We start from the raw sequence: 24,111 nt of genomic DNA, 5'->3' as shown, positions 1-24,111 counted from the left end.
AATGAACAAAAAGATTTTATTCATTCCATTGATTGCGTTCATGGTTCTAGCGGGAATCTTTGCAACGCAATTGGTGCGTAACCAGTCGGGCGATGACCCGACTAAACTTGAATCGGTATTGATCGGTAAGCCAGTACCTGAGTTTGATCTCGAAGACTTAGAGCAACCTGGCAAGTTACATGACCAAGCGATCTTTAAAGGTGAGCCGCTGCTTCTTAACGTGTGGGCGACTTGGTGTCCTACTTGTTATGCAGAGCACTCCTACCTGAACAAGCTGGCTGACAAGGGCGTTAAGATTATTGGTCTTAACTACAAAGATGATCGCAACAAAGCGGTTGGTTGGTTAAAAGAGCTAGGTAACCCGTATCTAATCAGTCTTTTTGATGGCAACGGCATGTTAGGTCTAGACCTTGGTGTGTATGGTGCTCCAGAAACTTTCCTAATCGACGCTAATGGTGTAGTTCGCTATCGCCATGTGGGCGATGTAAATCCAACGAACTGGGCATCAACGCTTGAGCCGATGTACAACGACCTGTTGGAGGAAGCGAAATGATTAAGAAGGCACTGATTACTCTATTCGCTACGTTTGCAATATCAGCGACGGTTTCTGCCGCGCCAATCGAATTTCATGAATTTGATACTGTAGATCAAGAGCAACAGTTTAAAGAGCTGAGCAATACGCTGCGTTGTCCTAAGTGTCAGAACAACACGATTGGTGATTCGAACGCAGAACTTGCGGTCGACCTGCGCCAAAAAGTGTATGAGATGACCAAAGATGGTAAGTCGAAGCAAGACATCATTGATTATATGATTGCTCGCTACGGTAACTTCGTTACTTACAATCCGCCATTAACACTTGCGACGTCGATCCTTTGGGTCGGCCCATTTGCAGTGGTTGTGTTTGGATTTGGTTTGATCATTTTACGAAGCAGAAAGTCAAAATCGAAAGCAGCAACAGAGTCAGATCAAGACTGGGATGCAGATAAAGAAGCACGTTTAAAAGCGTTACTCGATGAAGAGAACGACGGAGATAAACAGTAATGACTCTATTTTGGATTTCTACCATTATCCTTTCGCTAGCAGCAATCTTTTTGATTGTTTTGCCTTTCATTAATAAAAAGGCAAACAATGACGATGTGCTTCGTGATGAGCTGAATAAAGCATTCTATAAAGACCGTCTCGATGAGCTAGAAGTAGAAGCTGAAGAAGGCCTTGTTGATAACCAACAGGAGCTGATCGCTGATCTGAAACAGTCTCTACTTGATGACGTTCCGGCTAAGCAAGAGATGAAGAAAACTCACATCTCAACAGTGGGTGTTGTTGTACCCTCTATCATTCTTGTTGTGGCCGTTACTTACGGTATGTACTTCAAGTTTGGTGCGCTAGACAAAGTTCAACATTGGCAAGAAGTGAGCTCTAATCTTCCTGAGTTGTCTAAAAAGCTAATGTCTTCAGAAGGCGGCACGTTAACGGACGACGAACTAGAAGATTTGACGTTAGCACTGCGTACGCGCTTGCACTACCAACCTAAAGATTCAACGGGTTGGCTGCTGCTAGGTCGCATTGCTCTGGCTAATCGTGATGCACAAACCGCGATTGATGCGATGGAACGTGCTTATAAGCTAGAGCCTAAGGACGAAGATGTTCAACTTGGCTTTGCACAAGCACTGATGTTATCGCCAGATGAGGCAGAGCAAAACCAAGCTCGTCTACTTCTAAGCCGTTTGGTTCAAAACGATTACGTAGACCTTCGTGTGTTCTCACTACTTGCTTTTGATGCATTTGAGCGTCAAGACTACCCAAGTGCGGTTAAGTACTGGAGCATCATGCAACAGATGATCGGCCCACAAGACAGCCGTTATGAAATGCTTTCTCGCAGCATCGAAAGTGCTCAGAAGAAAATGGGTGACGCGATGGGTGTTGACCAAGGCAAGAGTGTTGCAGTAACGCTTGATCTAGCTGCTGATGTGAATGCTGACCCCAATTCTGTGTTGGTAGTTTCGGTACACCGAGCAGATGGTTCACCAATGCCAGTTGCTGCGGCTCGCTACCCATTGGGTTCTTTCCCTCGTACTGTTGTACTTGATGACGGTAATAGCATGATGCAAGGTCAACAGTTGTCTAGTCTTGAAACTCTGATGGTTAGAGCTAGGCTTGATACAGATGGTAACGTTTCAACTCGCGATGGTGATTGGTACGGTGAGAGTGAAGTGGTTGAATTGGGTGAACCTGTGACCATTAATATCAACAAGCAATATTAATCATCATTTTGCATAGGTGTTAGCTATTCCGATTTATTAACAAACGGTATAGACTTACGCAAACAATTGAGGCCAGCGATTGCTGGCCTTTTTTATTATTCCTTATGGAAAAGGTGATATGTCTATCAGTGTTTTAAGACTCTCGAGTTTACTCTTTATCGCAAGCTTAACGGTGGGCTGTTCTAGCGCGCCAGATGATAGCAATAATGATAATCTCGAAACCTCTGAATACGTCGAAGAATCCCACCCGAATGATCCTTTTGAAGGTTTCAACCGTGCGATGTGGGATATCAACTACGAGTATTTAGATCCTTATTTGGTTCGCCCTGTTTCTCTCGCTTATGTTGACTACACTCCTGTGCCGGTGCGTTCTGGTATCTCCAACTTTTTAGCCAACTTAGACGAACCATCAAGCATGGTGAATAACCTCATCATGGGTAATGGTGAGAAAGCACTCGACCACTTCAACCGCTTTTGGATTAACTCGACTTTTGGTCTGTTAGGCTTAATCGATATTGCCAGTGAAGCAGGAATCACCAAATACGATGACAAGTCGTTCTCTGATGCGATCGGTCATTACGGAGTAGGGAATGGTCCGTACTTTATGGTGCCAGGTTATGGTCCTTTAACAACACGTGAAGTGACTGAAACCGTTGATGGCCTGTATGTTCCTCTGTCTTTCCTGAACTTTTGGGCGAGCTTAGGTAAATGGGCTTTCGAAGGTATGGAAACACGTGCTCAGTTAGTTTCGCAAGAAGCGCTGCTGGACGATTCTCCAGACCCATACGCGCTAACACGTGATGTCTACATCCAACGTCGTGACTTTAAAGCTGAGATTGAACCAGAAGAAGTGGATCTCGAAGAAGAAGATTTCATCGATGGTTATCTAGAAGATTACTAGATACGCGATTTAGGAAACCGATAAAAGAAAGGCTCGATGTTGAAAACAACATCGAGCCTTTTTAATGCTTTCTACTTTTAGAACTGTAGATTAGAAGCGGTAGTTAGCTTGTACACCAACGAGCCAAACATTACCCGTTGTTGTACCAACAAATTGACCGCCAACTGCTTCTGCAGCGTCGTCAGATGCATAACCACGAGACTCAGTGATTGGTGCATCTTTAGCAATGATGTAAGTAAAGCCAGCGTCTAATGAAAGTTGCTCTGACCATTGGTAACCAGCACCAATACTTAACCAAGTGCGGTCTGTTTCTGGAATCGTGATAGTACGGTTTTTGTCACTTACTGCAGAAGTATCGTAAGCTACACCTGTACGCAGTGCTAGTTTAGGGTCAACTTGGTAAGTTGCGCCTAGAGCTAGTCGGTAGTTGTCTTCCCAATTCTCTACTTTAACTGTATGGCTACCGTAGTTGTTTAACTCTGCCTGCAGTTTCTCGAAAGAGCTCCAGTCAGTCCAGTTGAAGCTAGCGTGAACGGCCAATGTTTCTGTTAGCTGATGGAAGCTCGCAAGCTCTGCTGTAGCTGGAAGAGCTAGCATCATGTGACCGTTGTCGCGTTGACCTGGATTCAAGCCAAAGCCGATACCTTCAGCGTGACCTTCTAGTTTAAACTCAACCTCTGATTTATAAGCGAAGCCGATACGGTTGTTCTCATTGATCTGCCAAGCGGTACCAACTTGCCAACCCCAAGCAGTGTCATCACCTTCCATGTATTTCAGCGTTGTACCTGCAGGTACTGAGATTGGTGCTCCAGTCACTGGATTTACGGCAACAGCATTTTTTGCTGGTGCAGTCGCACCGAAGCTGCCTTCACCCATAACGTAGCGAATACCACCACCGATGCTAACTTGCTCAATCACTTGGTAAGCAAAATTAAGGTTCGCTTCTTTAGTTATTACGCTTGCTTCATTGCCGAAGTGAGAAGCATTGAAGTCATCACCTAGGTTGGTTTCCATGCCGTAGTTAGTACCAAAGGCAAAACCGATCGCAAACTTCTCGTTGTAACGATGAGAAATGTAAAGGTTCGGAATAATCGCGTCATCAGCGAAATCATTTGAAGATGCTTGGCTAGGACCTAGCGCTGGGTGTGCGTGGTTTACTTCACCTTTGACATCAATGTTAGGGTTTACGTAGATACCACCAACTGAAACTTGAGTACCTTCTAGGTAAGTCAGCATTGCAGGGTTACGCCATTGTGCGTCTGCACCGTCAGCCATTGCTGCTTCGCCAGCGTATGCGCGGCCTAGGCCTGTTGCTGAGTATTCTGCTAGTTGAAAGCCTGCTGCTTGAGTTACAGTAGAAGCTGAAAGTAGTCCAACTGCCACTGCAGTAGATAGAAGAGTCTTATTCATTTTCATTATTATGTTCGCTGAATCATAAGTATTTAGTGGCGTGATTCTACTTTTAGAGTCATTACTTTAAAAATGAAATTCGAATAAAACAGTGTTTTAGGGATTAAATGATCAAATGTGACTGATTATTAGGTAAATAGTCTGAATGTTTCGACTGTGTTGCGAAGTTTGAGCGTACACTTGTAGCTATATATGAGGTGTGCAGGCTACAGCTGTAAGCTTAAATGGATGTTGGTCAGTAGTTTAGGCAATAAAAAAGGGTCGCATAAAGCGACCCTTTGGGATTTATAACCTAGCTTATATTAGAAGCTGCGGCTGTATTGTAGACCTAGTAGGATTGCATCAGCGTGTGTCGTTGCTGTTAGTGGAGTGCCTGAAGAAGTTTCAGTAACTTTCACATCATCACCTAGTAGGTATGTAAAGCCAAAGTCTACGTTAGATGCTGTATCGATGTGGTAAGTAAAACCAGCAGACAACCATTGACGGTCAGAATCAGGTACAGAGATTGACGTTAGGTCATCTTGGGCGCTTGTGTCATACATGTAACCAGTACGCAGTGTCCAAGTGTCGTTTAGGTAGTAAGTACCACCGATAGCGTAGTGCCAGCCATCTTGCCATTGGTACTCTTTATTGTAAGCACCTTGGATAGCACCTTGAGACAAGTTATCGAATTCGATTTGGTCAAAGTCACCCCAGCCAATCCACTGTACAGAGTAGTGAACTGCAAATTTAGTGTCTTCAATTTTGTGGAAACCAGAGAATTCAGCCATGTCTGGTAAAGGAAGAGTGATTTTCTGACCTTTATCATCTTTAGCTGTGATTTCTGGGCTGTAACGGTAAGAAAGGCCAAAGCGGTTGTTCTCGTCTAACTCGTAAACTGTACCAACGTTAAAGCCTACCGCCCAACCATCGGCTTCATCTACGTTTAGTAAAGGAGTTCCTGATGGTGGGATACCTAGAGAAGGTGCTCCTGGACCAAAACCAGCACCAGCTGTACGCTTCATTGTGCCTTGGCCATAGATAAGATCTAAACCAGCACCAAAGCTCCACTGATTATTAAGTCGGTATGAACCAGCTAGACCAAAGTTAATGCTTTTAACATCGGTCAAACCACCGTATTCAGCAGCTGGGTAGCTGTCTTCAAACTCTGTTTTTGTACCGAAGTTTGAGTAAGCGTTAACACCCCAAGCAAATTTTTCATTTACTGGAACGATTAAGTGAATGTTCGGAGCGATTGAAGTATCACCTACATCATCAGTATCAGCAACAGGTACTGCACCACCCATATAATTAACATCTTTAACTTCAATCATTGAAGTGATGCTTTCAAAACCAAGAGATAGCTCAGTTTTGTCAAACAGTGCCATTGCAGCAGGGTTACGTGCCATTACTGACGCGTTATCTGCGATTACTGCATCACCAGCGAAAGCACGGCCGATACCGGTTGCTGATTGTGCGTTAAGTTGGAAACCTGCTGCCATCGCTTGCGAAGACGCCAGTGTAATTGTTACTGCTAAAAGAGACTTTTTAAACAGACGCGTGTTGTTGGTAGTCATTCATTTATTCCTTTATATATCCGCCTCTACAGGGCGATTAATTTGAGCAATTGCTCAATGGTGGCTGATCCTATTCGCAAGTATACGATATACAAATCCGACCATTGGGAAATTTGAGTGGAAAATTATGGAAATGACGCCTATCTGGCACGAAAATGGTGCGAAATGCTGTTTTTTAGAGTTTTAACTCTAGAGTTATTGGTTTTGTGAATGGATTGGTGTTTTATTTATAAATAAAGCCCAGCAATATCAAGAGTATATTGCTGGGCCTTTTATTGAGGGGCTTTGAGAGCTGGTTAGCTCATAGGTTTGATCATTTTCGTCAGCTTTTCTGAGATTTTAGACACATCCTCGCCATTTTCACCGACGAGTATCAAACTGCTGTTATCAATCGGCATTACCGAACCTGACATCCCTTTTTCGTCAAAGTCGACTGGTTTGTCTGTCGGGATGCTAGTTAGAAATAGCGTAACTTTGCCTTTTTCACCCTGGAATACCATGTGCACTGCGTTAGACTTCCCAAAACCACAATGGTTCAGGTAATAGACGTGGTATGGGAAAGCTTCATCAAACTGAAAAGCAAATGGGTTCATTTTTGCATTGATTTGCTGTGATGTAACTTGTTCATCGATGGTGCTCACAAAGCTCTTTTCATCGATAACATGTTTCATCGCCGTATCAACCAAGCTTGCTTGCGCTGGAGACACTAATGCATTTCCCCAGTTTACTTGGCCAACTAATAGACCTGCAACAAATGCTACGGAAGCGGCCATTGCCATTGCACGTCTAGCAAACGTAGGGCGTACTACTTTGCTCTCTTCGCTTGAGGTTTGATTGAACAGAATACGATCGGCAAGATCGTCTGGCACGTCTACATTCATTGCAGAGTGGATCTGTTTATCAAGCGATAGTACGTCATCTAAAAAGTTACTGTTGGCTTCGCTATTTGCGGTTGCATCAACAATATCTTGTGTACGCTGTTTAGGTTCCGACAATACACGACGACGAAATTCTAAATCATCCATTATGTTGCCCCCTCTCTGCTTCTTCTGTATCCAGCATCTCTTTTAATTGATTTCGAGCTCTGAATAAACGTGTCATCACCGTGTTTTTGTTGAGATCGAGAATGTCCGCGATCTCGTCACCACTAAAACCACCAATCACTTGTAAGAAGAGAGGTTCACGGTAATCAATTTCAAGTTTCATGATCTGGACTTGCAACCATTGGTGTTGATGGTGCGGGTCATCACTGACACTAGCATCATTACCATGATCGTCGATATCAACCAGATCAAACTGTTTGCGTTCAAAACGTCGAGCATTCTCGCGGCGTAAGATAGTAATCAGCCAAGATTTTGCGGCTTTTTCATCTTGTAGGCTATCGAGTGATTTCCAAGCGCGAAGGCAAGTTTCTTGCACTAAATCTTCGGCAATGCTTTTGTCTTTGCATAACCAATAGGCGTAGCGAAAGAGGTCACGGTGATAGGCACGTACGAGTGCTTCGTATTTTCTTTGTTTGTCCATATCAGAGTTGACCGGACGCTTGGCTTTTTTCTTTCCAAACATTTTTATTATTGACACACGAGCCTCCATAATTGCTCTGCGTATAGCTGTCCTCTATACGTTGTGCTTCGTTTATAGTCTGTTTCGTCTTTAGAGCGAACGGCGGCTGGAATTCGTAAAATCACATTAAAATTGATCTACTTCAAAATCTAAGACCCTGAAAAAGTTATAGTACACCTTGTCGTCTAGTTAGTCATTCGTGGCTAGCATGTTGAGCAAGACGACACTTCCTTTTGAAGGCTGACTTTACTTTCTCCTAATCAGGAAACTGATTATTTTCAATTGGCGTCAAGTTAATTGCTTTATACACATTCCGACCACACAGCTTTGTGTGGTTTTTTTTTGCCTCGAGAAAACCAATCTCCTACGCCGCTATAACAGTCTTTGCTTACAATAGTTTAGTCTCTTACGACAACCTTTCACCCAAAAAGGTTCGCCTGAATTTGCAGTTATATTTTCAAACAGTGAGATACTCGTATCACGTTTATTTAAACGCTCGTTTGATTTAATTAACAACTTCTTTACAATGCTTCAGGTCAGACCTCTTAACTTTAAGGAGAAACCATGGGCAAACAGGAAGTCAAAACGCGTTCTGGAGAACGTGTTGCCGTTGTCGCTGGATTACGAACCCCATTCGCTCGTCAGAGCACAGAATTTAGCCAAGTGCCTGCGGTCGACTTAGGCAAAATGGTTGTGAGTGAAATGCTCGCAAGAACTGATGTCGATCCTGCGCTAATCGAACAAGTCGTGTTCGGCCAAGTTGTTCAGATGCCAGAAGCACCAAACATCGCGCGTGAAATCGTGTTGGGTACCGGTATGGATATCAATACCGATGCTTACAGTGTGACTCGAGCGTGTGCGACCAGCTTTCAAGCAGCAGTCAACGTGACCGAAAGCATTATGGCTGGCACGATTGATGTCGGTATTGCTGGTGGTGCGGATTCTTCTTCTGTATTGCCTATTGGCGTTTCCAAAAAGCTAGCTGCAAATTTATTAGCACTGAGCAAAACCAAAACCATGGGCCAAAAACTGAAAATTCTCAAAACACTTTCAGTAAAAGATTTGATGCCAGTACCGCCTGCCGTTGCTGAGTATTCGACCGGTTTATCCATGGGACAAACTGCTGAGCAGATGGCTAAGACACACGGTATTACTCGTGAAGCTCAAGATGCACTTGCTCACCGTTCTCACTCTTTGGCTTCTCAAGCATGGAAAGAAGGCAAGATTAAAGACGAAGTAATGACGGCATTTCCGGCACCGTACAAAAAGTACCTAGCGGAAGATAACAACATTCGTCATGACTCTACAGTTGAAGGTTACGCCAAGCTTCGTCCTGCTTTCGATAGAAAATACGGCAGTGTGACCGCTGCGAATGCAACGCCGCTGACTGATGGTGGTGCTGCTGTGATGTTGATGCGCGAAGGCAAAGCGAAAGAGCTAGGCTTAGAAGTACTGGGTTATATTCGTGGCTATGCGTTCTCAGCGATTGGTGTTGAAACGGATATGCTGATGGGACCAACGTACGCGACCTCGCAAGTATTGAAAAACACTGGCTTAGAGCTATCGGACCTTACGCTTATCGAGATGCATGAAGCATTTGCAGCTCAAGTTCTAGCGAATGTGAAAATGTTTGCTAGTGATGAGTTTGCACAGAAGAACCTTGGCCGTGATAAAGCGATCGGTGAGATTGATATGGATAAGTTCAACGTGTTGGGCAGTTCAATTGCTTACGGTCACCCGTTCGCAGCAACTGGTGCGCGTATGATGACTCAAACATTACGTGAATTAAAACGTCGCGGTGGCGGCTTAGCACTGAATACAGCATGTGCTGCTGGTGGTTTAGGTGCAGCAATGATCTTGGAGGTAGAATAATGTCTACGACTCTTGATGCAACAACAGAAAAAGAAGCAGTCACTAACGCGGAGTCAACTCCAGTGACTGAAGCACCGAAAAAGAAAGCGACCGCATTCTCTCTTAACATCGACGACCAAGACATTGCTTGGTTAGCGATTGATGTTCCAGGCGAGAAAATGAACACGCTCCAAGCGGCTTTTGCTGAAGAGATGAAAGCAATCTTTGAGCAGTTAAAAGAGAAGCAAAGCCGCGTTAAAGGGCTAATTGTTCATTCTCTTAAGCCTGATAACTTTATTGCAGGTGCTGATGTTCGAATGCTTGACGCGTGTAAAACCGCTGATGAAGCACAATCTCTAGCACGTCAAGGTCAAGAGATGTTCCAAGCGTTATCTGATCTTCCTTACCCAGTTGTTGCTGCGATTCATGGTCCATGTCTTGGTGGCGGTTTAGAGCTCGCATTAGCGTGTGACTACCGTGTGTGTACCGATTCAGATAAGACGCGCCTTGGTCTACCTGAAGTTCAACTAGGTTTACTACCAGGTTCTGGTGGCACACAACGCCTGCCTCGTTTAATTGGTTTGCTACCGTCACTCGACCTCATTCTTACTGGTAAGCAGCTGCGTGCTAAAAAAGCGAAATCGCTTGGTGTTGTGGATGCTTGTGTCCCAGATACCATTTTGCTTGAAGTAGCGAAAAGCTATGTTGAAAAGAATACGGGTAGCAAAAAAGGTAAGCGCCTTGCTTCTAAAAGCCAAGCATCGACGAAAGAGAAGCTCATCTCTCGCAACAGCCTTGGTCGTAAAGTGATTTTTGAACAAGCTGCGAAGAAGACCAATCAGAAAACTCGTGGTAACTACCCAGCAGCTGACGCGATTCTCGATGTGATTCGTTATGGTCTAGAAAATGGCTTTGAAAAAGGTCTTCAGTACGAAGCGAAGCGTTTCTCTGAGTTAGTAATGACTTCTGAGTCAAAAGCACTTCGCTCTATCTTCTTTGCAACCACAGAAATGAAGAAAGAACACGGCGCAGATGCAGAACCAAAAGCGGTTAAGCGTGTTGGTGTGTTAGGCGGCGGACTTATGGGCGCAGGTATTAGCCATGTGAGTGTAGCTAAAGCAAAAGTACCGGTTCGTATTAAAGATGTATCAAATGATGGTGTCCTAAACGCGCTTAACTACAACTACAAGTTATTCGATAAGCAGCGCAAACGTCGTATTCTGAGCCGTGCAGGTCTTGAAAGTAAGATGCTTCAGCTTTCTGGTGGTATCGACTTTACAAGCTTCAACCACACAGACGTTGTGATCGAAGCGGTGTTTGAAGATCTTGACCTTAAGCAGTCAATGGTTGCAGACATTGAACAAAATGCGAAGCCAGAGACTATCTTCGCGACGAATACTTCATCACTGCCAATCCATAAGATTGCAGAGAAGGCGCAGCGTCCAGAAAACGTGGTCGGTCTTCACTACTTTAGCCCTGCAGAAAAAATGCCGCTAGTTGAGGTTATCCCTCATGAAACAACGTCAGAAGAGACTATCTCGACGGTAGTAGCATTAGCGAAGAAACAAGGCAAAACACCGATTGTTGTAAAAGACACGGCAGGTTTCTATGTGAACCGTATTCTTGCTCCATACATGAATGAAGCGGCACATCTGCTACTCGCGAATGAGCCGATTGAAAAACTGGATAGTGCTTTATTGGATTTCGGCTTCCCAGTTGGCCCAATTACCTTGCTAGATGAGGTGGGTGTGGATATCGGTGCTAAGATCATCCCGATCCTAGTGAATGAGTTAGGTGACCGTTTCCAAGGCCCTGATGTGTTCGATATTCTTCTGAATGACAATCGCAAAGGTCGTAAGAGTGGTAAAGGCTTCTACACCTACAAAGGTAAGAAGAAGGAAGTCGATAAGTCAGTTTATAAGCTGCTTAAGTTACAACCTGAGCCTAAGCTAAGTGATAACGACATCGCAATGCGTTGCGTGTTACCTATGCTGAACGAAGCGGTTCGTTGTCTAGATGATGGCATTATCCGTAGTCCTCGTGATGGTGATATTGGTGCTATTTTCGGTATCGGTTTCCCTCCATTCCTGGGCGGTCCGTTCCGTTACATGGACCAAATTGGTATTAAGTCACTGGTTGAGATGATGAATGATTTTGCTGTGAAGTACGGTGACCGTTTCGCACCATGTGATGGCCTACTGACACGAGCTGGTTTGGATGAGTCTTTTTACAAGTAACTCTCTAGTACGCTAATTATTGAGCCCGTATCAAGCAGTTGATGCGGGCTTTTTTGTTTTATTAATGACTGTGAAAAGAGTGAGATTGCCGACTCCGTCGTTCCTCCCTATCGGGAATGACGGGGGAATTATGTGTTCTGTCTGGTAGAGCTGGTCGGTGTGAGAGATTCCCGACTCGGTCGTTGCTCCTTGTCGGGAATGACGGAGAGTGATGTGTTGTGTCAGGTAGTGTTGGTCGGTGTGGGAGATTCTCGATTCAGTTGTTTCTCCTTCTTGTGCGCTAGAAAAGAGAGGTTGAGAGTAAGCTATTGGTGTTCATTGGATAAACGTATCTCAACCAAAACTAACGTCATCTCCTAAAGCGACGAAGGAATGTAATAGGAGATCTGCTTTTGACTTTGCCCAATAAAAAAGGTTGATGCCTTCACATCAACCTTTTGAATGGTTAGCCCGTTAATTAGCCCAGTTCGGTATCTTTCGGGCGTAACTGGAACTCATCAATAGAGCCAATCTCGACACCTGCAGATAGCTTGTCTTCCTCGATATGAGCGTTGCCGTGTGCGTGCATAATCAGACGGTTAGCAGTACGTGGCTTAAGCTGACTAACCACAAAACGCATCATGTCTGAACGAGTGAGCCCTTTGAGCTCTTCTAGTACTCTCTCTCTCTGATTGAACTCCAAGTCCTTATTGCCTATCGCAACCCATAAGCGCTGAGCACGCCCACGCAAAGTGGTATCTGGTGTTGATATTTGATTCCAAAGGCCTCGTTTACTGCTGTGCCATTGGTAATCGTTCAGCTCCAACAACACCATGTAAAAGGCGTTGAGAAACTCATCGATTGAGACCAGTAAATCAGCTGGAGCAGCATTCGGCGATTGCACATAAAGCACAATGCCAGGGTGTCGATTCAGAGGCATGTTACCAGTGCCGACCATATAGCCTAGTTGTTGCTTGGTGCGTATCTCATGGAAGAACGTCGCCGACATCAAATGGTTGGCTAACGAATACAGTGCGATATTCTTAGGTGAAATATCAGGGCATTGATAGTAAACCACTATTGCCGAATCATCTTGATTACATACCACTTCACGCTGGAAGCTACCGTTTTCACCCAACATGATTAGCGGGCGCAGTGACTCTTCATAAGCTTGGTCTTTAACTCGTAGGGCATCCTTGAGTGTTTCAGCCATCTTGTGTGCATCAGCTTGTCGCCAGTCGCCATACACAAACATTTCGACATGAAGCTCGGCTAAAATAGATTGAACAAATGAAGAGAGTTCATCGACTTCAATCGTTTCTAGCGCTTCAATGAGCACCGCATATGGTGGGTTGTTGGGCTGTAAAATACCCGTCATTGCGTTAAACAGTTGCGAAATCGGGCGGTCTTGCGACGCGTTATTCCAGTTTCTGAGAAGTTGATGCTTAATGGTTTCAAAGCGTGTTGGACTAAAGTCTCGTGCCTGAAAGCGCTCTAGGATCATATTGAGTAGTTGTGGTTGCTTTTCGCTGAATCCAGAGAGTGTCAGTGTCACGCCACCTTGATGGGTGTACATGTTGTAACCCATGCCCGCGATTTCAGCCTGATAGGTCTCTTTTTCAAGAGAATCTAAGAACATCTCGACACATAAGCGTGTTTTTACGATGTTTCTTGGGCTAGCTACCGAGTGTGGGCTATCGATGGCGATATACACCACACCCTTAGGAACTCTAAACTGGTGATCCTGCAGGTGCCATAACTTAAAACCATCTAGCTCTTGCAATAGCTGTGGATATTCAGCGTCACCTTCAAGTTCTGCTGGGTCTAAGTCGTAGCAAATAAACGGGTTTTTACCGGGTAGCTCAAACTGCCAACCGGGATTGATGCAGGTGAAGCATTGAACTTGCTCAGCTGTAAAAGGAATAACCGAGTAGGGCGTAAAGTACCATTTTGCCTCTCTGTCATACTCAAAGCCTTTGGCAATAATGGTGGCACGCATATTGTCGACAGTTAAGTAAGGAAGCAGTGAACGTTGGAGATCTTCGTCGAAATGCGACATTTTATAGTCGCCATACACCACATCTTGCTCTTGATAGTGCTGCATGTTGATAACCAAATGGCTGACGACATCGAGCGGTCTTGCTGGCTCTTGAAAACGGAAAGCGGATTCTAAAACGGCACGTTTTTCAAGGTAACGCCACTCTTCAATCCCTTGTTGTTCAATCAACTTGATATATTGAAATACCGCTTGGATGATGTGGTCTGTTTTGGTTAGGCCTTCGATAGTTAGTGAGCAACTCACCGTGAAATCACGGTAGTTACTGCCGCTTGCACCACCGCCAGCAGAGAGTGATGTTATCCAGCCTTTCTCTTTGAGCTGCATCATCAAACTGCCTTCTCCTTCGTAACCTAATAGGTGTGCGAAGAATGACAGCGGTTTGACACCGTAGTGTTCATCCATGCTCGGCATAGGAAAGGTTAAGGTAAGTTTGCGGACATCCTTAATCGGTTCTACATGTACCTGAACTCCAGTACTCAATTCGCCAACAATGGGCACCTCGACCTTTTTGCCCTGAAGGTTGTGATTGGGGATTGAGCTGAAGCTGAAGCGCTCCTCAACCCAGCTTTGCATCTCATCTAATGATTGATTGCCGGACAGTGTCAGGGTCATTAGGTCGGCGGAGTACTGTTGCTGATGGAATGTGAGAATTTCTTCGCGAATAGTAACGCCATTTCTGTCACCTAACGTATCGATATTACCGACAGAAAACTTCGAGAATGGGTGGTTGTGATTAACCAACTCTTTGGTAACTTGGTATAGGCGTCGCGCATCATCGTTGAGTTTCATCTTGTACTCAGAATCAACGGCTTGGCGTTCTTTATCTAGTGCTTCTTCGTTAAATAGAGGGGCGGTAAAGAATTGGCTAAAGCGATCTAGAGCGGACTCGAAGGCATTCAATTCGACGTCAAAAAAGAAGCAGGTGTGCTCTGTTCCGGTCCAAGCATTGTTACTGCCACCATGTTGGCTGATAAAACTCTGAAACTCTCCGATCTTTGGATACTTTTCAGTTCCTAGAAATAGCATATGCTCTAGGTAATGCGCTAAACCTTCTCGGTCGGCAGGATCATCAAAGTGCCCGACATTAACGGCGAGTGCAGCTGCAGCTTTTTGAGCACAATTGTCTTGAACCAAAAGCACTCGCAATCCGTTATGTAAGGTGAGGTAACGGTATTGATGTTCATCGTTGGGGCTTAAATGCACTGGAGCATCTCCAAAGAAGGTGGTTTTTAAATTATGTACCCGATGGTTCGGCGTGCAAACCTCGTGATCATATTTTGGGATATGAAGTGCTTTTTTGGCGACTTCAACATCACTTTTATCGATTTTTATCAGTGATTTATTTTCTTTTAACAAGATTGTTAAGAAAGTCGAACTCTTTAGCAAGTGACTTGATATAATTATTTATATAGACTGCGGCTCCCTCTGGATTGAGGGCCAAACGCTAAGTAGCGTATCGCTGATATGGGATATATCGACTTTCGAAATGTTACGTAGACAGGACAGAACATGAAAATATTCATAATGCGCCACGGTGAAGCAGAGCATTTTGCTAACTCGGACGCAGAACGAGCGTTAACTAAGCGCGGTAAAATGGCGTCTCTTGCGGTGGCTCAAGCTGCAAATGAGCAGGGCATTAGCCAGTTTGACAAAGTGCTTGTGAGCCCATACTTGAGGGCACAAGAAACGTGGTTAGAGATCTCTCAGGCGTTTTCTGGAAAGAAAGTGGAAACCTGTGATGACATCACGCCTTATGGAATGTCTGACGATGTGTTTGATTTGACCGTGGCAATGGCTGAAGTAGAAAAACTAGAGACCATTTTATTTGTTTCTCATTTACCTCTAGTGGGCTACTTAACTGCTGAATTCGCAACCGGTATGGCGCCACCGATGTTCCCAACATCAGGTTTAGCGTGTATTGAATTCGATCTTGAGACACAAAAAGGCGAGCTGCTTTGGAACATCAACCCATAACTTAGGGTTTGATAGGACATAGTGCGACAGCTAGAATAGAAAAGGGCACCTCAGTAATTGAGGTGCCCTTTATTATTTGCTGTGATGTGATCACGACTCGTTCTATTTCTCTGGAATAGAGAGCAACACTAACAGTGCACCATTGCCGCCAAACTCGAGAGGCGCTTGGTGAAAAGCCATCACATCTGGATGCTGAGCCAACCACAAAGGCACTTTCTCTTTTAAGATGTGCTTACCGATGCCGTGCTGAACACAGGCACACGCGACACCTTCTTTGACACAGTGTGCGATCATGGCACCAAGCTCGCGTTTGGCTTCTTGTTGAGTCATGCCATGCATGTCTAGATAGACATCTGGAACATAGACACCACGACGAAGTCGTTTCACTTCATACTTGGAGACATCGTCCCGCGCATAGCGTGTTGGACCCTCTTCGCTAAGGTGCGGAATGAACTCATCTGAGAAATAAAACTCGCTGTCACTGGCTTGTCTTGCCGTTCGAGTAATTTCTTTTTGTTTGGCATTTCTTTTTGGCTGCTGGATTATGGTATCCTGTTGCAACTTTTTAACGCCCTTTACTGCATCGCTGAACAGGGCGAAATCGTCATCGAAATCGGTGTCTTTTTTGCTCATCAGGTTATGAATTCTAATTTGAAACGTAATTAGCAGTATTGTAGCGCTTTTCGGAGACAATTTTGGATAAGATTTTTGTAGAAGAAGCGGTATCAGAACTACACACGCTTCAAGATGTGATTCGTTGGACTGTTAGCCGCTTCAATGCAGCGGGCCTATTTTATGGTCACGGCACTGATAATGCGTGGGATGAGGCGGTACAACTTATTTTACCAACTCTTTATCTGCCGATTGATGTTCCTTCACATGTATTGAACTCTCGTCTAACGAGCAGCGAGCGTCTACGCATTGTTGAGCGTGTAATCAAGCGTATCAATGATCGTACACCAACGGCTTACCTAACGAACAAAGCTTGGTTCTGTGGTCTTGAGTTCTTCGTTGATGAGCGTGTTCTTGTGCCTCGTTCTCCAATTGGTGAGCTTATTGAAGCTCAATTCCAACCTTGGTTAACTGAAGAGCCGACTCGCATCATGGACCTTTGTACGGGCAGTGGCTGTATTGCTATCGCTTGTGCACACGCATTCCCTGAAGCAGAAGTTGACGCAATTGACATCTCTACTGATGCATTGCAAGTTGCAGAGCAGAACGTTCAAGATCACGGCATGGAGCAACAAGTGTTCCCAATCCGTTCAGATCTGTTCCGTGATCTGCCAAAAGAGAAATACAACCTGATCGTATCTAACCCACCATACGTGGATGAGGAAGATATGAACAGCCTGCCAGATGAGTTCACTCACGAGCCAGAACTTGGTCTAGCTGCGGGTACTGACGGCCTGAAACTGGTTCGCCGTATCCTAGCTAACGCGCCAGACTACCTAACTGATGACGGTATTCTTATCTGTGAAGTAGGTAACTCAATGGTTCATATGATGGATCAGTACCCAGAGATTCCATTCACTTGGATTGAATTCTCTAATGGTGGTCACGGTGTATTCATGATCACTCGTGAGCAGCTTGTTGCTTGCGCTGATGAGTTCTCTATTTACAAAGATTAGTTGGTAGCTATTAGGCGAATGATCCGGTCATTGGGCTGTAAGCTTAGAACCTGAAATCTAGTAAGACGTTCGATTTGAAACGTTTTGTTTAAACGCTATGCATTGCTGCATGGCGTTTTTTATTGCCTAGATTAAAGATGTTTGTATTCATATCGAAGACGTTAAGTGCAATATTTAGTTGATTAATATGAGGGCTTATTACATATTGGTGTTTAATATTTAGTCGTTTTAGTGAGTTAAGGAGAATTCACGATGAGCTTTGATACATGGATCTACTACCTGTTAGCCGTGCTGATTTTGACGGCATCCCCAGGCCCAAGTTCTTTATTGTGCATGACCAAAGGTGTGCAATCGGGCTTCAAATTATCGATATTTACTGCTTTAGGTAGCCTAACGGCGATTACCGGAATTCTCACGCTATCGTTTACGGGACTCGGAGTCATTATTGCCTCTTCTGAAGTGGTATTTAATGTCATTAAATGGACGGGGGCGGCTTATCTTATCTTCCTCGGATGGAAATCGTTGCGCTCGAGTCAGCAAGATTATGACCAACTACCGAGTCAGCAATCAGACTCTAAAGTCGTTAAAGAGAGTATCGTTTCTCACTACGTAAGTGGCTTTATCGTCGGTGCCAGTAATCCTAAAGCGATTCTGTTTTTTACCGCACTTTTCCCGCAGTTTATTGACCCATCACTCGCGCTATTACCGCAGTTTGCTGTGTTTGCTTTAACCTTTGCTGTGATGGAGCTTTCTTGGTTATTGGTGTACGCGTATTTAGGTGCAAAGTCGTCGAACTGGTTGTTCGCGAAAGGCCGAGCTAAGGTTTTCAATCGTGTGACAGGTGGCGTGTTTATTGGAGCTGGAGCGCTGCTTTCAACGACAAGTCGAGCTTAACTCTATGATTTATCGAAGGGGTGAATAGTTACAGAAACTTCTTGGTGCTGTCATAAAAGGTTAACATTAATATGCTTGCTGCTTTTAACAAAAAGCCGATATATTGTAGTTACACCATCACGTTCTCAAGGAGAGGCATATGCAGCATCAAGAAATGATTCAACACAGTAACTTTGGCGTTATCAGCCGTACTTGGATTTTCTCTACCCTTTCTCTAGTGGGTATTCTTGCTCTAATGTAGTCAGCTAAATGGCTCTATATTTCCAGTTTTCATTATGAACATACTTGTAAAAAAGTTTTCAAAGTTAGAACTCTTCCTCCTATAAATGTGGCTTTTCTCACCAGCTTAGCCACTTAACCTTTCCCTAAACGCGTCCTTCTTCTTAGTAAAAATTACATTTCATAGGGCAACAAAGCCAACTTTCGCACAAAGCTAATCGTGTAACCTGATCTGAAGTTGTTACTAAACTGTGATAATCTTAAATTATCTTTTATTTACAGTGTATCTCTCATGTCTGTCTGGGATTCTATTTCATTTAACAATCGATTTACTGCATTACCTCGACTGTTCTATACCCCAATCCAACCAACTCCGTTAAGCAATGTCCAATGGCTCGCCTGGAATCAAAACCTTGCCACTGAACTCGGCTTTCCGTCATTTGAGAGTGCTTCAGAAGAATTACTGGATACCTTATCTGGCAATGTGGAACCAGAGCAATTTTCTCCGTTAGCGATGAAATACGCAGGCCACCAGTTTGGTGCTTATAACCCTGATTTGGGCGACGGAAGAGGATTGTTGTTAGCTCAAGTTGTCGCTAAAAGTGGTGAAACGTTCGACTTACACCTAAAAGGTGCAGGGAAAACACCGTATTCGCGCATGGGTGACGGGCGCGCGGTTATCCGATCGACTGTGCGCGAGTATTTGTGCAGTGAAGCAATGGCAGGGCTTAATATCCCAACCACACGTGCATTAGCCATGATGACCAGTGACACACCGGTTTACCGAGAGAAGCAAGAATGGGGTGCACTACTTGTGCGTGCTTCTGAATCACATATCCGTTTTGGTCATTTTGAGCACTTGTTTTACACAAATCAGTTGGTTGAACATAAGTTGTTGGCCGACAAAGTCATCGAGTGGCACTTCCCTGAGTGCCTAGATGAAGAAAAGCCATACGCTGCTATGTTTAATCAAATTGTTGACCGCACCGCAGAGATGATTGCGTTGTGGCAAACAAATGGCTTTGCTCACGGGGTGATGAACACGGATAACATGTCGATCATTGGACAAACCTTCGATTACGGCCCGTTTGCCTTCCTTGATGAGTATGATCCCCGCTTGATCTGCAATCACTCTGATTACCAAGGGCGTTATGCGTTCAATCAGCAACCAAGAATCGGTATGTGGAATTTATCGGCATTGGCACACTCGTTGTCACCGCTGGTGGAAAGGGCTGATTTAGAGGCGGCATTGGAACAATACGAGCCACAAATGAACGGTTATTTCAGCCAACTGATGCGCCGAAAGCTTGGGATGCTTTCCAAGCAAGAAGGTGACAGCCGCTTGTTTGAGTCTATGTTCGAATTGATGTCGCAAAACAAAGTCGATTACCCAAGGTTCTTTAGAACTCTGTCGAACCTAGACACTTTGCCTGCTCAGGAAGTCATTGATTTGGTCCTCGATCGTGATGCAGCGAAGCTATGGTTGGATAACTACTTGCAACGTTGTGAACTTGAGGAGAGTTCAGCTACAGAGCGCTGCGAAAAGATGAGGCAGGTAAATCCTAAATACATTCTTAGAAACTATTTGGCTCAACTTGCGATTGAAAAGGCCGAACGTGGTGATAGTAGTGATGTTGATGCTCTGATGGTAGTACTCGCAGACCCATATTCGGAGCACCCTGATTACGAATACTTAGCTGCTTTACCACCGGAATGGGGTAAAGGGATGGAGATTAGCTGCTCGTCTTAAATCGGCTTACCAGTACAAAACCAACAGATAGCGGTCGCTTAGTTGTGATCTCTATCTGTTTGTTCTTCTAATTTTACAAACATATCAATAATCAAATACTCGACCTGCCTATACACTATGTGAATAAGTTGTAAATTTTATAGGTTTGGGCGATGCCAACAAATACTCGAATTCTCGTGGTGGATGATGATCAAGAAATCCGCGAGCTGCTGGAAGAGTACCTCACAAAATCAGGCTTCGATGTCTCCTCTGTTGGAGATGGTGTTGAACTTGAAACTCATCTGCAAAGCCAAGGTTACCCTGACCTGATACTTCTTGACGTGATGCTTCCCGGTGATGATGGTTTTACCCTGTGTCAGCGCGTCCGTAGAAACTCTAATGTGCCTATCATTATGCTGACTGCGGTGTCGGATGAAACCGATCAGATCATTGGCTTGGAAATTGGTGCCGATGACTATATCGCTAAGCCGTTTAGTCCCCGCCAATTAATGGCACGAATTAAAGCCTTGTTACGACGTGTTCAAGTGGTCGATGACAAGCCGAGTGACGCATTGCCTAAACAGATCATCTTTGGTGATTGGACACTCGATACTCTTGCACACCGAATCTCTCACAACGAAAGCGCCGAAGAGATGGACTTGTCAGGCAGTGACTTCTCACTGTTAATGCTGTTCCTAACGCGCCCAAACGAAGTGTTAGACCGAGATACTATTTCTTTTGCGACCAGAGGACGTGAAGCACTACCTTTTGAGCGTGGCATTGATGTTCAGTTAAGCCGTTTGAGAAGCAGGTTAGGAGATAGCGCTAAATACCCGCACTACATCAAAACCATGCGTGGTAATGGCTATATCTTGGCTGTCCCTGTGCATTATGAGCACTGAGTAAGAAGTCCGTATGAAGTGGTTGAGAAGTTTAAAGCCAAACTCGTTAGTTGCTAGAACCTTGCTTTTGACCTTACTAGCCGTCGTCATCGCTCAGGGCATTGCAACGTCGATTTGGTATGGTGAATCCAAACAAAAAGAACTAGAGGGTATTCGCTCCGCTTCATCGAGCATGGCGAACATGTTTGCCTCAACAGTGACTTTCTTCCAGTCTCTGCCCGTCAAATATCGCCATATCGTGTTAGATCAAATCCGTAATATGGGCGGGACGAGATTCTTCGTTTCTTTCAATAAAGAGGCGCTGATTGTCGAGCCGATACCCGATACCCGCTTAAAAACCGCATCGATCGAAGCCATAGAGAGTGTCTTGAGTAGCAAGCTCAACAAGGTGGAGTCGGTACGCGTTGATTTCTCTCGGCCAGAGCATCTTCGTTTGCTTAAAAATGACATCTATTTGAGCGATCTCCCGCGATCGTGGGCGCATCATACCTTAACCTTAGAGCCTCTCAATCCGCCGATTCTGGTTGTTCAGATTGAGTTAGCCAGCCATGAATGGGTTTACATTGCAGCACTGTTGCCTGCACCCTATGTAAAACTCGATGACACCATTCTCGGTCGTGAGCAGGTGATCTTCTTACTCTCTTCAACGTTGATTCTGCTGGTGTTGACCTACTTAATGATTCGCCGCCAAGTGCGCCCGCTTAAAAAGCTCGCGAGGGCCGCTAATGAGATGAGTATGGATATTCAGCAGCCGCCACTTAACGAGGAGGGGGCGACTGAGCTGGTCACGGCGACTCGAGCATTTAATCGGATGCAGCAGCGCATTCGTCGCTATGTGGCCGATAGAGAACACCTTTTCTCTTCTATTTCTCATGATTTAAAAACACCGATCACTCGGCTTAGGCTAAGAGCTGAATTGTTGGAAAGCGAAGTTAAGAAAGAGAAGTTCAACAAGGATTTGGATGAGCTAGAGATGATGGTCAAAGGTGCTCTGCAAGCGGTAAGAGATACGGACCTTCACGAAAACAACGCCATTATCGACCTCAATGACATGGTTGCTTCGGTTATTGAATCGCATAACCAGCATCAAACTTTAGTGGAATTTGAACCTATTGTGGTTGAACCGTTAGTCGCTAAGCCACTAGCGATTAAACGTGTGCTGACCAACCTTATCGACAATGCGGTGAAATATGGCACATCCGCTAAAGTTAATATCAGTAGCGATTCTGTGTGGGTTATCGTAACGATTCAGGACTACGGAAAAGGAATCCCAGAAGACAAACTTGAACTGGTGTTTGAACCTTACTTTAGGCTTGCGACCGACGACCAAGGACACGGTTTAGGGCTCGGAATCTGTCGAAATATCCTACACGGACACGGCGGAGATCTCATTATTCGTAACTCCCCTCAAGGCGGCTTAGAAGCCAAAGTCTATATCCCACGCGGCCTAGAAGTTTAATGTAACAATTGTGTTACATTGAACTTACCTTTTGTTTCAATCTTATAAATCAGAATAAGTAGACTCTTTATTGAACCGGGGGACGAGCCCGCTAAACATGGAAGATTATAATGAAAATCAATAAAACCCTACTTACTCTATCTCTTCTTGCTGCCTCAACATTTTCTCAAGCTGGTGAAGTGGAAGTGCTTCACTGGTGGACTGCTGGTGGTGAAGCTAAATCCGCTGCAGTACTTAAAGAGATGATTGAAGAACAAGGTCATACTTGGAAAGATTTCGCTGTTGCTGGTGGCGGCGGTGAAAGTGCGATGACCGTTTTAAAAACACGAGCAGTATCTGGTAATCCACCATCTGCCGCGCAGATCAAAGGTCATGATATTCAGGAGTGGGGTGGTTTAGGTTTTCTAACGTCTCTCGATGCAACCGCGAAACAAGAAAAGTGGGATGACTTACTACCCGCTGTTGTTACCAAAGTGATGAAATGGGACGGCGAGTACGTAGCGGTTCCTGTGAACGTTCACCGTGTTAACTGGCTTTGGGCAAACCCAGAAGTGCTCGAAAAGTCGGGTGTGACGGTTCCAACCACATTAGATGAGTTCTTTGCTGCTGCAGATAAGATCAAAGCAGCAGGTTTCATCCCCCTGGCGCACGGTGGTCAACCTTGGCAAGACGCGACAGTCTTCGAAGCCGTGGCACTTGATGTACTTGGTAGTGAAGACTACAACAAAGCGTTCGTTGATCTAGATATGGACGTGTTATCTGGCGATAAAATGGTCGAAGTGTTCACCAAGTTCAAAAAGATGCGTGACTACATCGACAGCAACTCTCCAGGTCGTGACTGGAACGTAGCAACCTCAATGGTTATCAATGGTGAAGCAGCAATGCAAATCATGGGTGACTGGGCGAAGGGCGAGTTTACAGCGGCAGGTAAAGTGCCAGGTAAAGACTACATCTGTGCACCAGCTCCGGGCACTGACGGCCAATTTACCTTCAATATCGATAGCTTTGCCTTCTTCGAGCTAGGCGATAAAGAGAATCAAAAAGCGCAACAAGATCTTGCGAAAACCATTCTTACTAAAGACTTCCAAGAGGTCTTCAACCTAAACAAAGGCTCGATTCCAGTGCGCCTCGATATGGACATGTCTAAGTTCGACCAATGTGCGTTGGATTCAATGGCAACCTTCAAAGCAAGTGCGGAATCTGGCGACCTTGTACCGAGTATGGCTCACGGCCTAGCAACGACAAGCTACGCTCAAGGCGCTATCTATGACGTTGTGACCAACTTCTTCAATGAGAAAGATGCTGATCCTAAAGAGGCAGCAGCTAAGTTAGCGAAAGCAGTAAAAGCCGCTATCTAACCTCATTTGGTCTAGTACCAAACCCCCAGGGTGGGTAGGTTCGTAGGGAGCCTATCCGCTCTTCACCTCAATTCTGATATGCGTGATGCTGATGTGGTGCCGAGAGGTAAGCCATTGGCTCAATTGTGCAA

General features: G+C 44.8%; 19 protein-coding genes. 13 read left to right on the top strand and 6 right to left on the bottom strand.

Going from position 1 to position 24,111, the window contains the following annotated elements; translation table 11 throughout:
- The first annotated feature begins 1 nt into the window (after position 1).
- From F0232_RS17995 to F0232_RS17980, 4 genes are all read left to right on the top strand, one after another.
- The gene (locus F0232_RS17995) at positions 2-553 is read left to right on the top strand and encodes a DsbE family thiol:disulfide interchange protein (protein ID WP_008218327.1); all 552 of its coding nucleotides are present in this window, start codon (positions 2-4) and stop codon (positions 551-553) included.
- Positions 550-1,041, top strand: coding sequence for a cytochrome c-type biogenesis protein (locus F0232_RS17990; RefSeq protein WP_105059172.1), 492 nt, complete (start codon positions 550-552; stop codon positions 1,039-1,041). Before F0232_RS17995 ends, F0232_RS17990 begins: the two co-directional genes overlap by 4 nt.
- The gene (gene ccmI, locus F0232_RS17985) at positions 1,041-2,261 is read left to right on the top strand and encodes a c-type cytochrome biogenesis protein CcmI (protein WP_105059173.1); all 1,221 of its coding nucleotides are present in this window, start codon (positions 1,041-1,043) and stop codon (positions 2,259-2,261) included. Before F0232_RS17990 ends, ccmI begins: the two co-directional genes overlap by 1 nt.
- Positions 2,262-2,379: 118 nt before the next feature.
- Positions 2,380-3,162 (top strand): VacJ family lipoprotein, encoded by a 783-nt coding sequence (locus tag F0232_RS17980; protein ID WP_105059174.1) that lies wholly within the window; start codon positions 2,380-2,382, stop codon positions 3,160-3,162.
- A gap of 90 nt (positions 3,163-3,252) precedes the next feature.
- On the opposite strand, the gene F0232_RS17975 is transcribed toward F0232_RS17980, so the two are convergent.
- The 4 genes from F0232_RS17975 to F0232_RS17960 form a co-directional block, all read right to left on the bottom strand.
- Positions 3,253-4,578 (bottom strand): outer membrane protein transport protein, encoded by a 1,326-nt coding sequence (locus F0232_RS17975; protein ID WP_105059175.1) that lies wholly within the window; start codon positions 4,576-4,578, stop codon positions 3,253-3,255.
- Between the two features lie 296 nt (positions 4,579-4,874).
- A complete protein-coding gene (locus F0232_RS17970; RefSeq protein ID WP_105059176.1) occupies positions 4,875-6,128 on the bottom strand; it encodes an outer membrane protein transport protein in 1,254 nt (417 codons plus the stop codon).
- Between the two features lie 296 nt (positions 6,129-6,424).
- On the bottom strand, positions 6,425-7,153 hold the full coding sequence (locus F0232_RS17965; RefSeq protein WP_061033678.1) for a DUF3379 domain-containing protein: 729 nt from the start codon (positions 7,151-7,153) through the stop codon (positions 6,425-6,427).
- The gene (locus tag F0232_RS17960; protein ID WP_004739895.1) at positions 7,146-7,694 is read right to left on the bottom strand and encodes a sigma-70 family RNA polymerase sigma factor; all 549 of its coding nucleotides are present in this window, start codon (positions 7,692-7,694) and stop codon (positions 7,146-7,148) included. Before F0232_RS17960 ends, F0232_RS17965 begins: the two co-directional genes overlap by 8 nt.
- 561 nt (positions 7,695-8,255) lie before the next feature.
- Between F0232_RS17960 and fadI the strand changes: the two genes are divergently transcribed.
- Both fadI and fadJ read left to right on the top strand, forming a co-directional pair.
- Entirely contained in the window at positions 8,256-9,563 is a 1,308-nt protein-coding gene (fadI, locus tag F0232_RS17955; RefSeq protein ID WP_019824831.1) for an acetyl-CoA C-acyltransferase FadI, read from the top strand.
- A complete protein-coding gene (gene fadJ / locus F0232_RS17950) occupies positions 9,563-11,779 on the top strand; it encodes a fatty acid oxidation complex subunit alpha FadJ (protein ID WP_171750951.1) in 2,217 nt (738 codons plus the stop codon). Before fadI ends, fadJ begins: the two co-directional genes overlap by 1 nt.
- Positions 11,780-12,236: 457 nt before the next feature.
- Here fadJ and F0232_RS17945 read toward each other — a convergent pair whose 3' ends face one another.
- Complete coding sequence (locus tag F0232_RS17945; RefSeq protein ID WP_105059177.1) at positions 12,237-15,020, bottom strand: insulinase family protein; 2,784 nt, start codon at positions 15,018-15,020, stop codon at positions 12,237-12,239.
- 306 nt (positions 15,021-15,326) lie between these two features.
- Between F0232_RS17945 and sixA the strand changes: the two genes are divergently transcribed.
- On the top strand, positions 15,327-15,791 hold the full coding sequence (sixA, locus tag F0232_RS17940; RefSeq protein WP_004739901.1) for a phosphohistidine phosphatase SixA: 465 nt from the start codon (positions 15,327-15,329) through the stop codon (positions 15,789-15,791).
- A gap of 102 nt (positions 15,792-15,893) precedes the next feature.
- On the opposite strand, the gene smrB is transcribed toward sixA, so the two are convergent.
- A complete protein-coding gene (gene smrB, locus F0232_RS17935) occupies positions 15,894-16,424 on the bottom strand; it encodes an endonuclease SmrB (RefSeq protein ID WP_061033674.1) in 531 nt (176 codons plus the stop codon).
- A gap of 62 nt (positions 16,425-16,486) precedes the next feature.
- Here smrB and prmB point away from each other — a divergent pair, with 62 nt between their 5' ends.
- From prmB to F0232_RS17905, 6 genes are all read left to right on the top strand, one after another.
- On the top strand, positions 16,487-17,419 hold the full coding sequence (gene prmB / locus F0232_RS17930) for a 50S ribosomal protein L3 N(5)-glutamine methyltransferase (RefSeq protein ID WP_008218350.1): 933 nt from the start codon (positions 16,487-16,489) through the stop codon (positions 17,417-17,419).
- Between the two features lie 252 nt (positions 17,420-17,671).
- A complete protein-coding gene (locus F0232_RS17925; protein WP_061033673.1) occupies positions 17,672-18,313 on the top strand; it encodes a LysE family translocator in 642 nt (213 codons plus the stop codon).
- A gap of 511 nt (positions 18,314-18,824) precedes the next feature.
- The gene (locus F0232_RS17920) at positions 18,825-20,282 is read left to right on the top strand and encodes a protein adenylyltransferase SelO (RefSeq protein WP_105059178.1); all 1,458 of its coding nucleotides are present in this window, start codon (positions 18,825-18,827) and stop codon (positions 20,280-20,282) included.
- 152 nt (positions 20,283-20,434) lie between these two features.
- The gene (locus F0232_RS17915; RefSeq protein ID WP_008218359.1) at positions 20,435-21,163 is read left to right on the top strand and encodes a response regulator; all 729 of its coding nucleotides are present in this window, start codon (positions 20,435-20,437) and stop codon (positions 21,161-21,163) included.
- 13 nt (positions 21,164-21,176) lie between these two features.
- On the top strand, positions 21,177-22,622 hold the full coding sequence (locus tag F0232_RS17910; RefSeq protein WP_105059179.1) for an ATP-binding protein: 1,446 nt from the start codon (positions 21,177-21,179) through the stop codon (positions 22,620-22,622).
- Between the two features lie 110 nt (positions 22,623-22,732).
- Positions 22,733-23,980, top strand: coding sequence for an ABC transporter substrate-binding protein (locus F0232_RS17905; RefSeq protein WP_105059180.1), 1,248 nt, complete (start codon positions 22,733-22,735; stop codon positions 23,978-23,980).
- The last annotated feature ends 131 nt before the right edge of the window (positions 23,981-24,111 follow it).

Source organism: Vibrio sp. T3Y01 (assembly GCF_013114525.1).
GTDB lineage: Bacteria > Pseudomonadota > Gammaproteobacteria > Enterobacterales > Vibrionaceae > Vibrio > Vibrio chagasii_B.
Note: the sequence above shows the minus strand (reverse complement) of the source record. Positions and strands in the feature narration are given on the sequence as shown.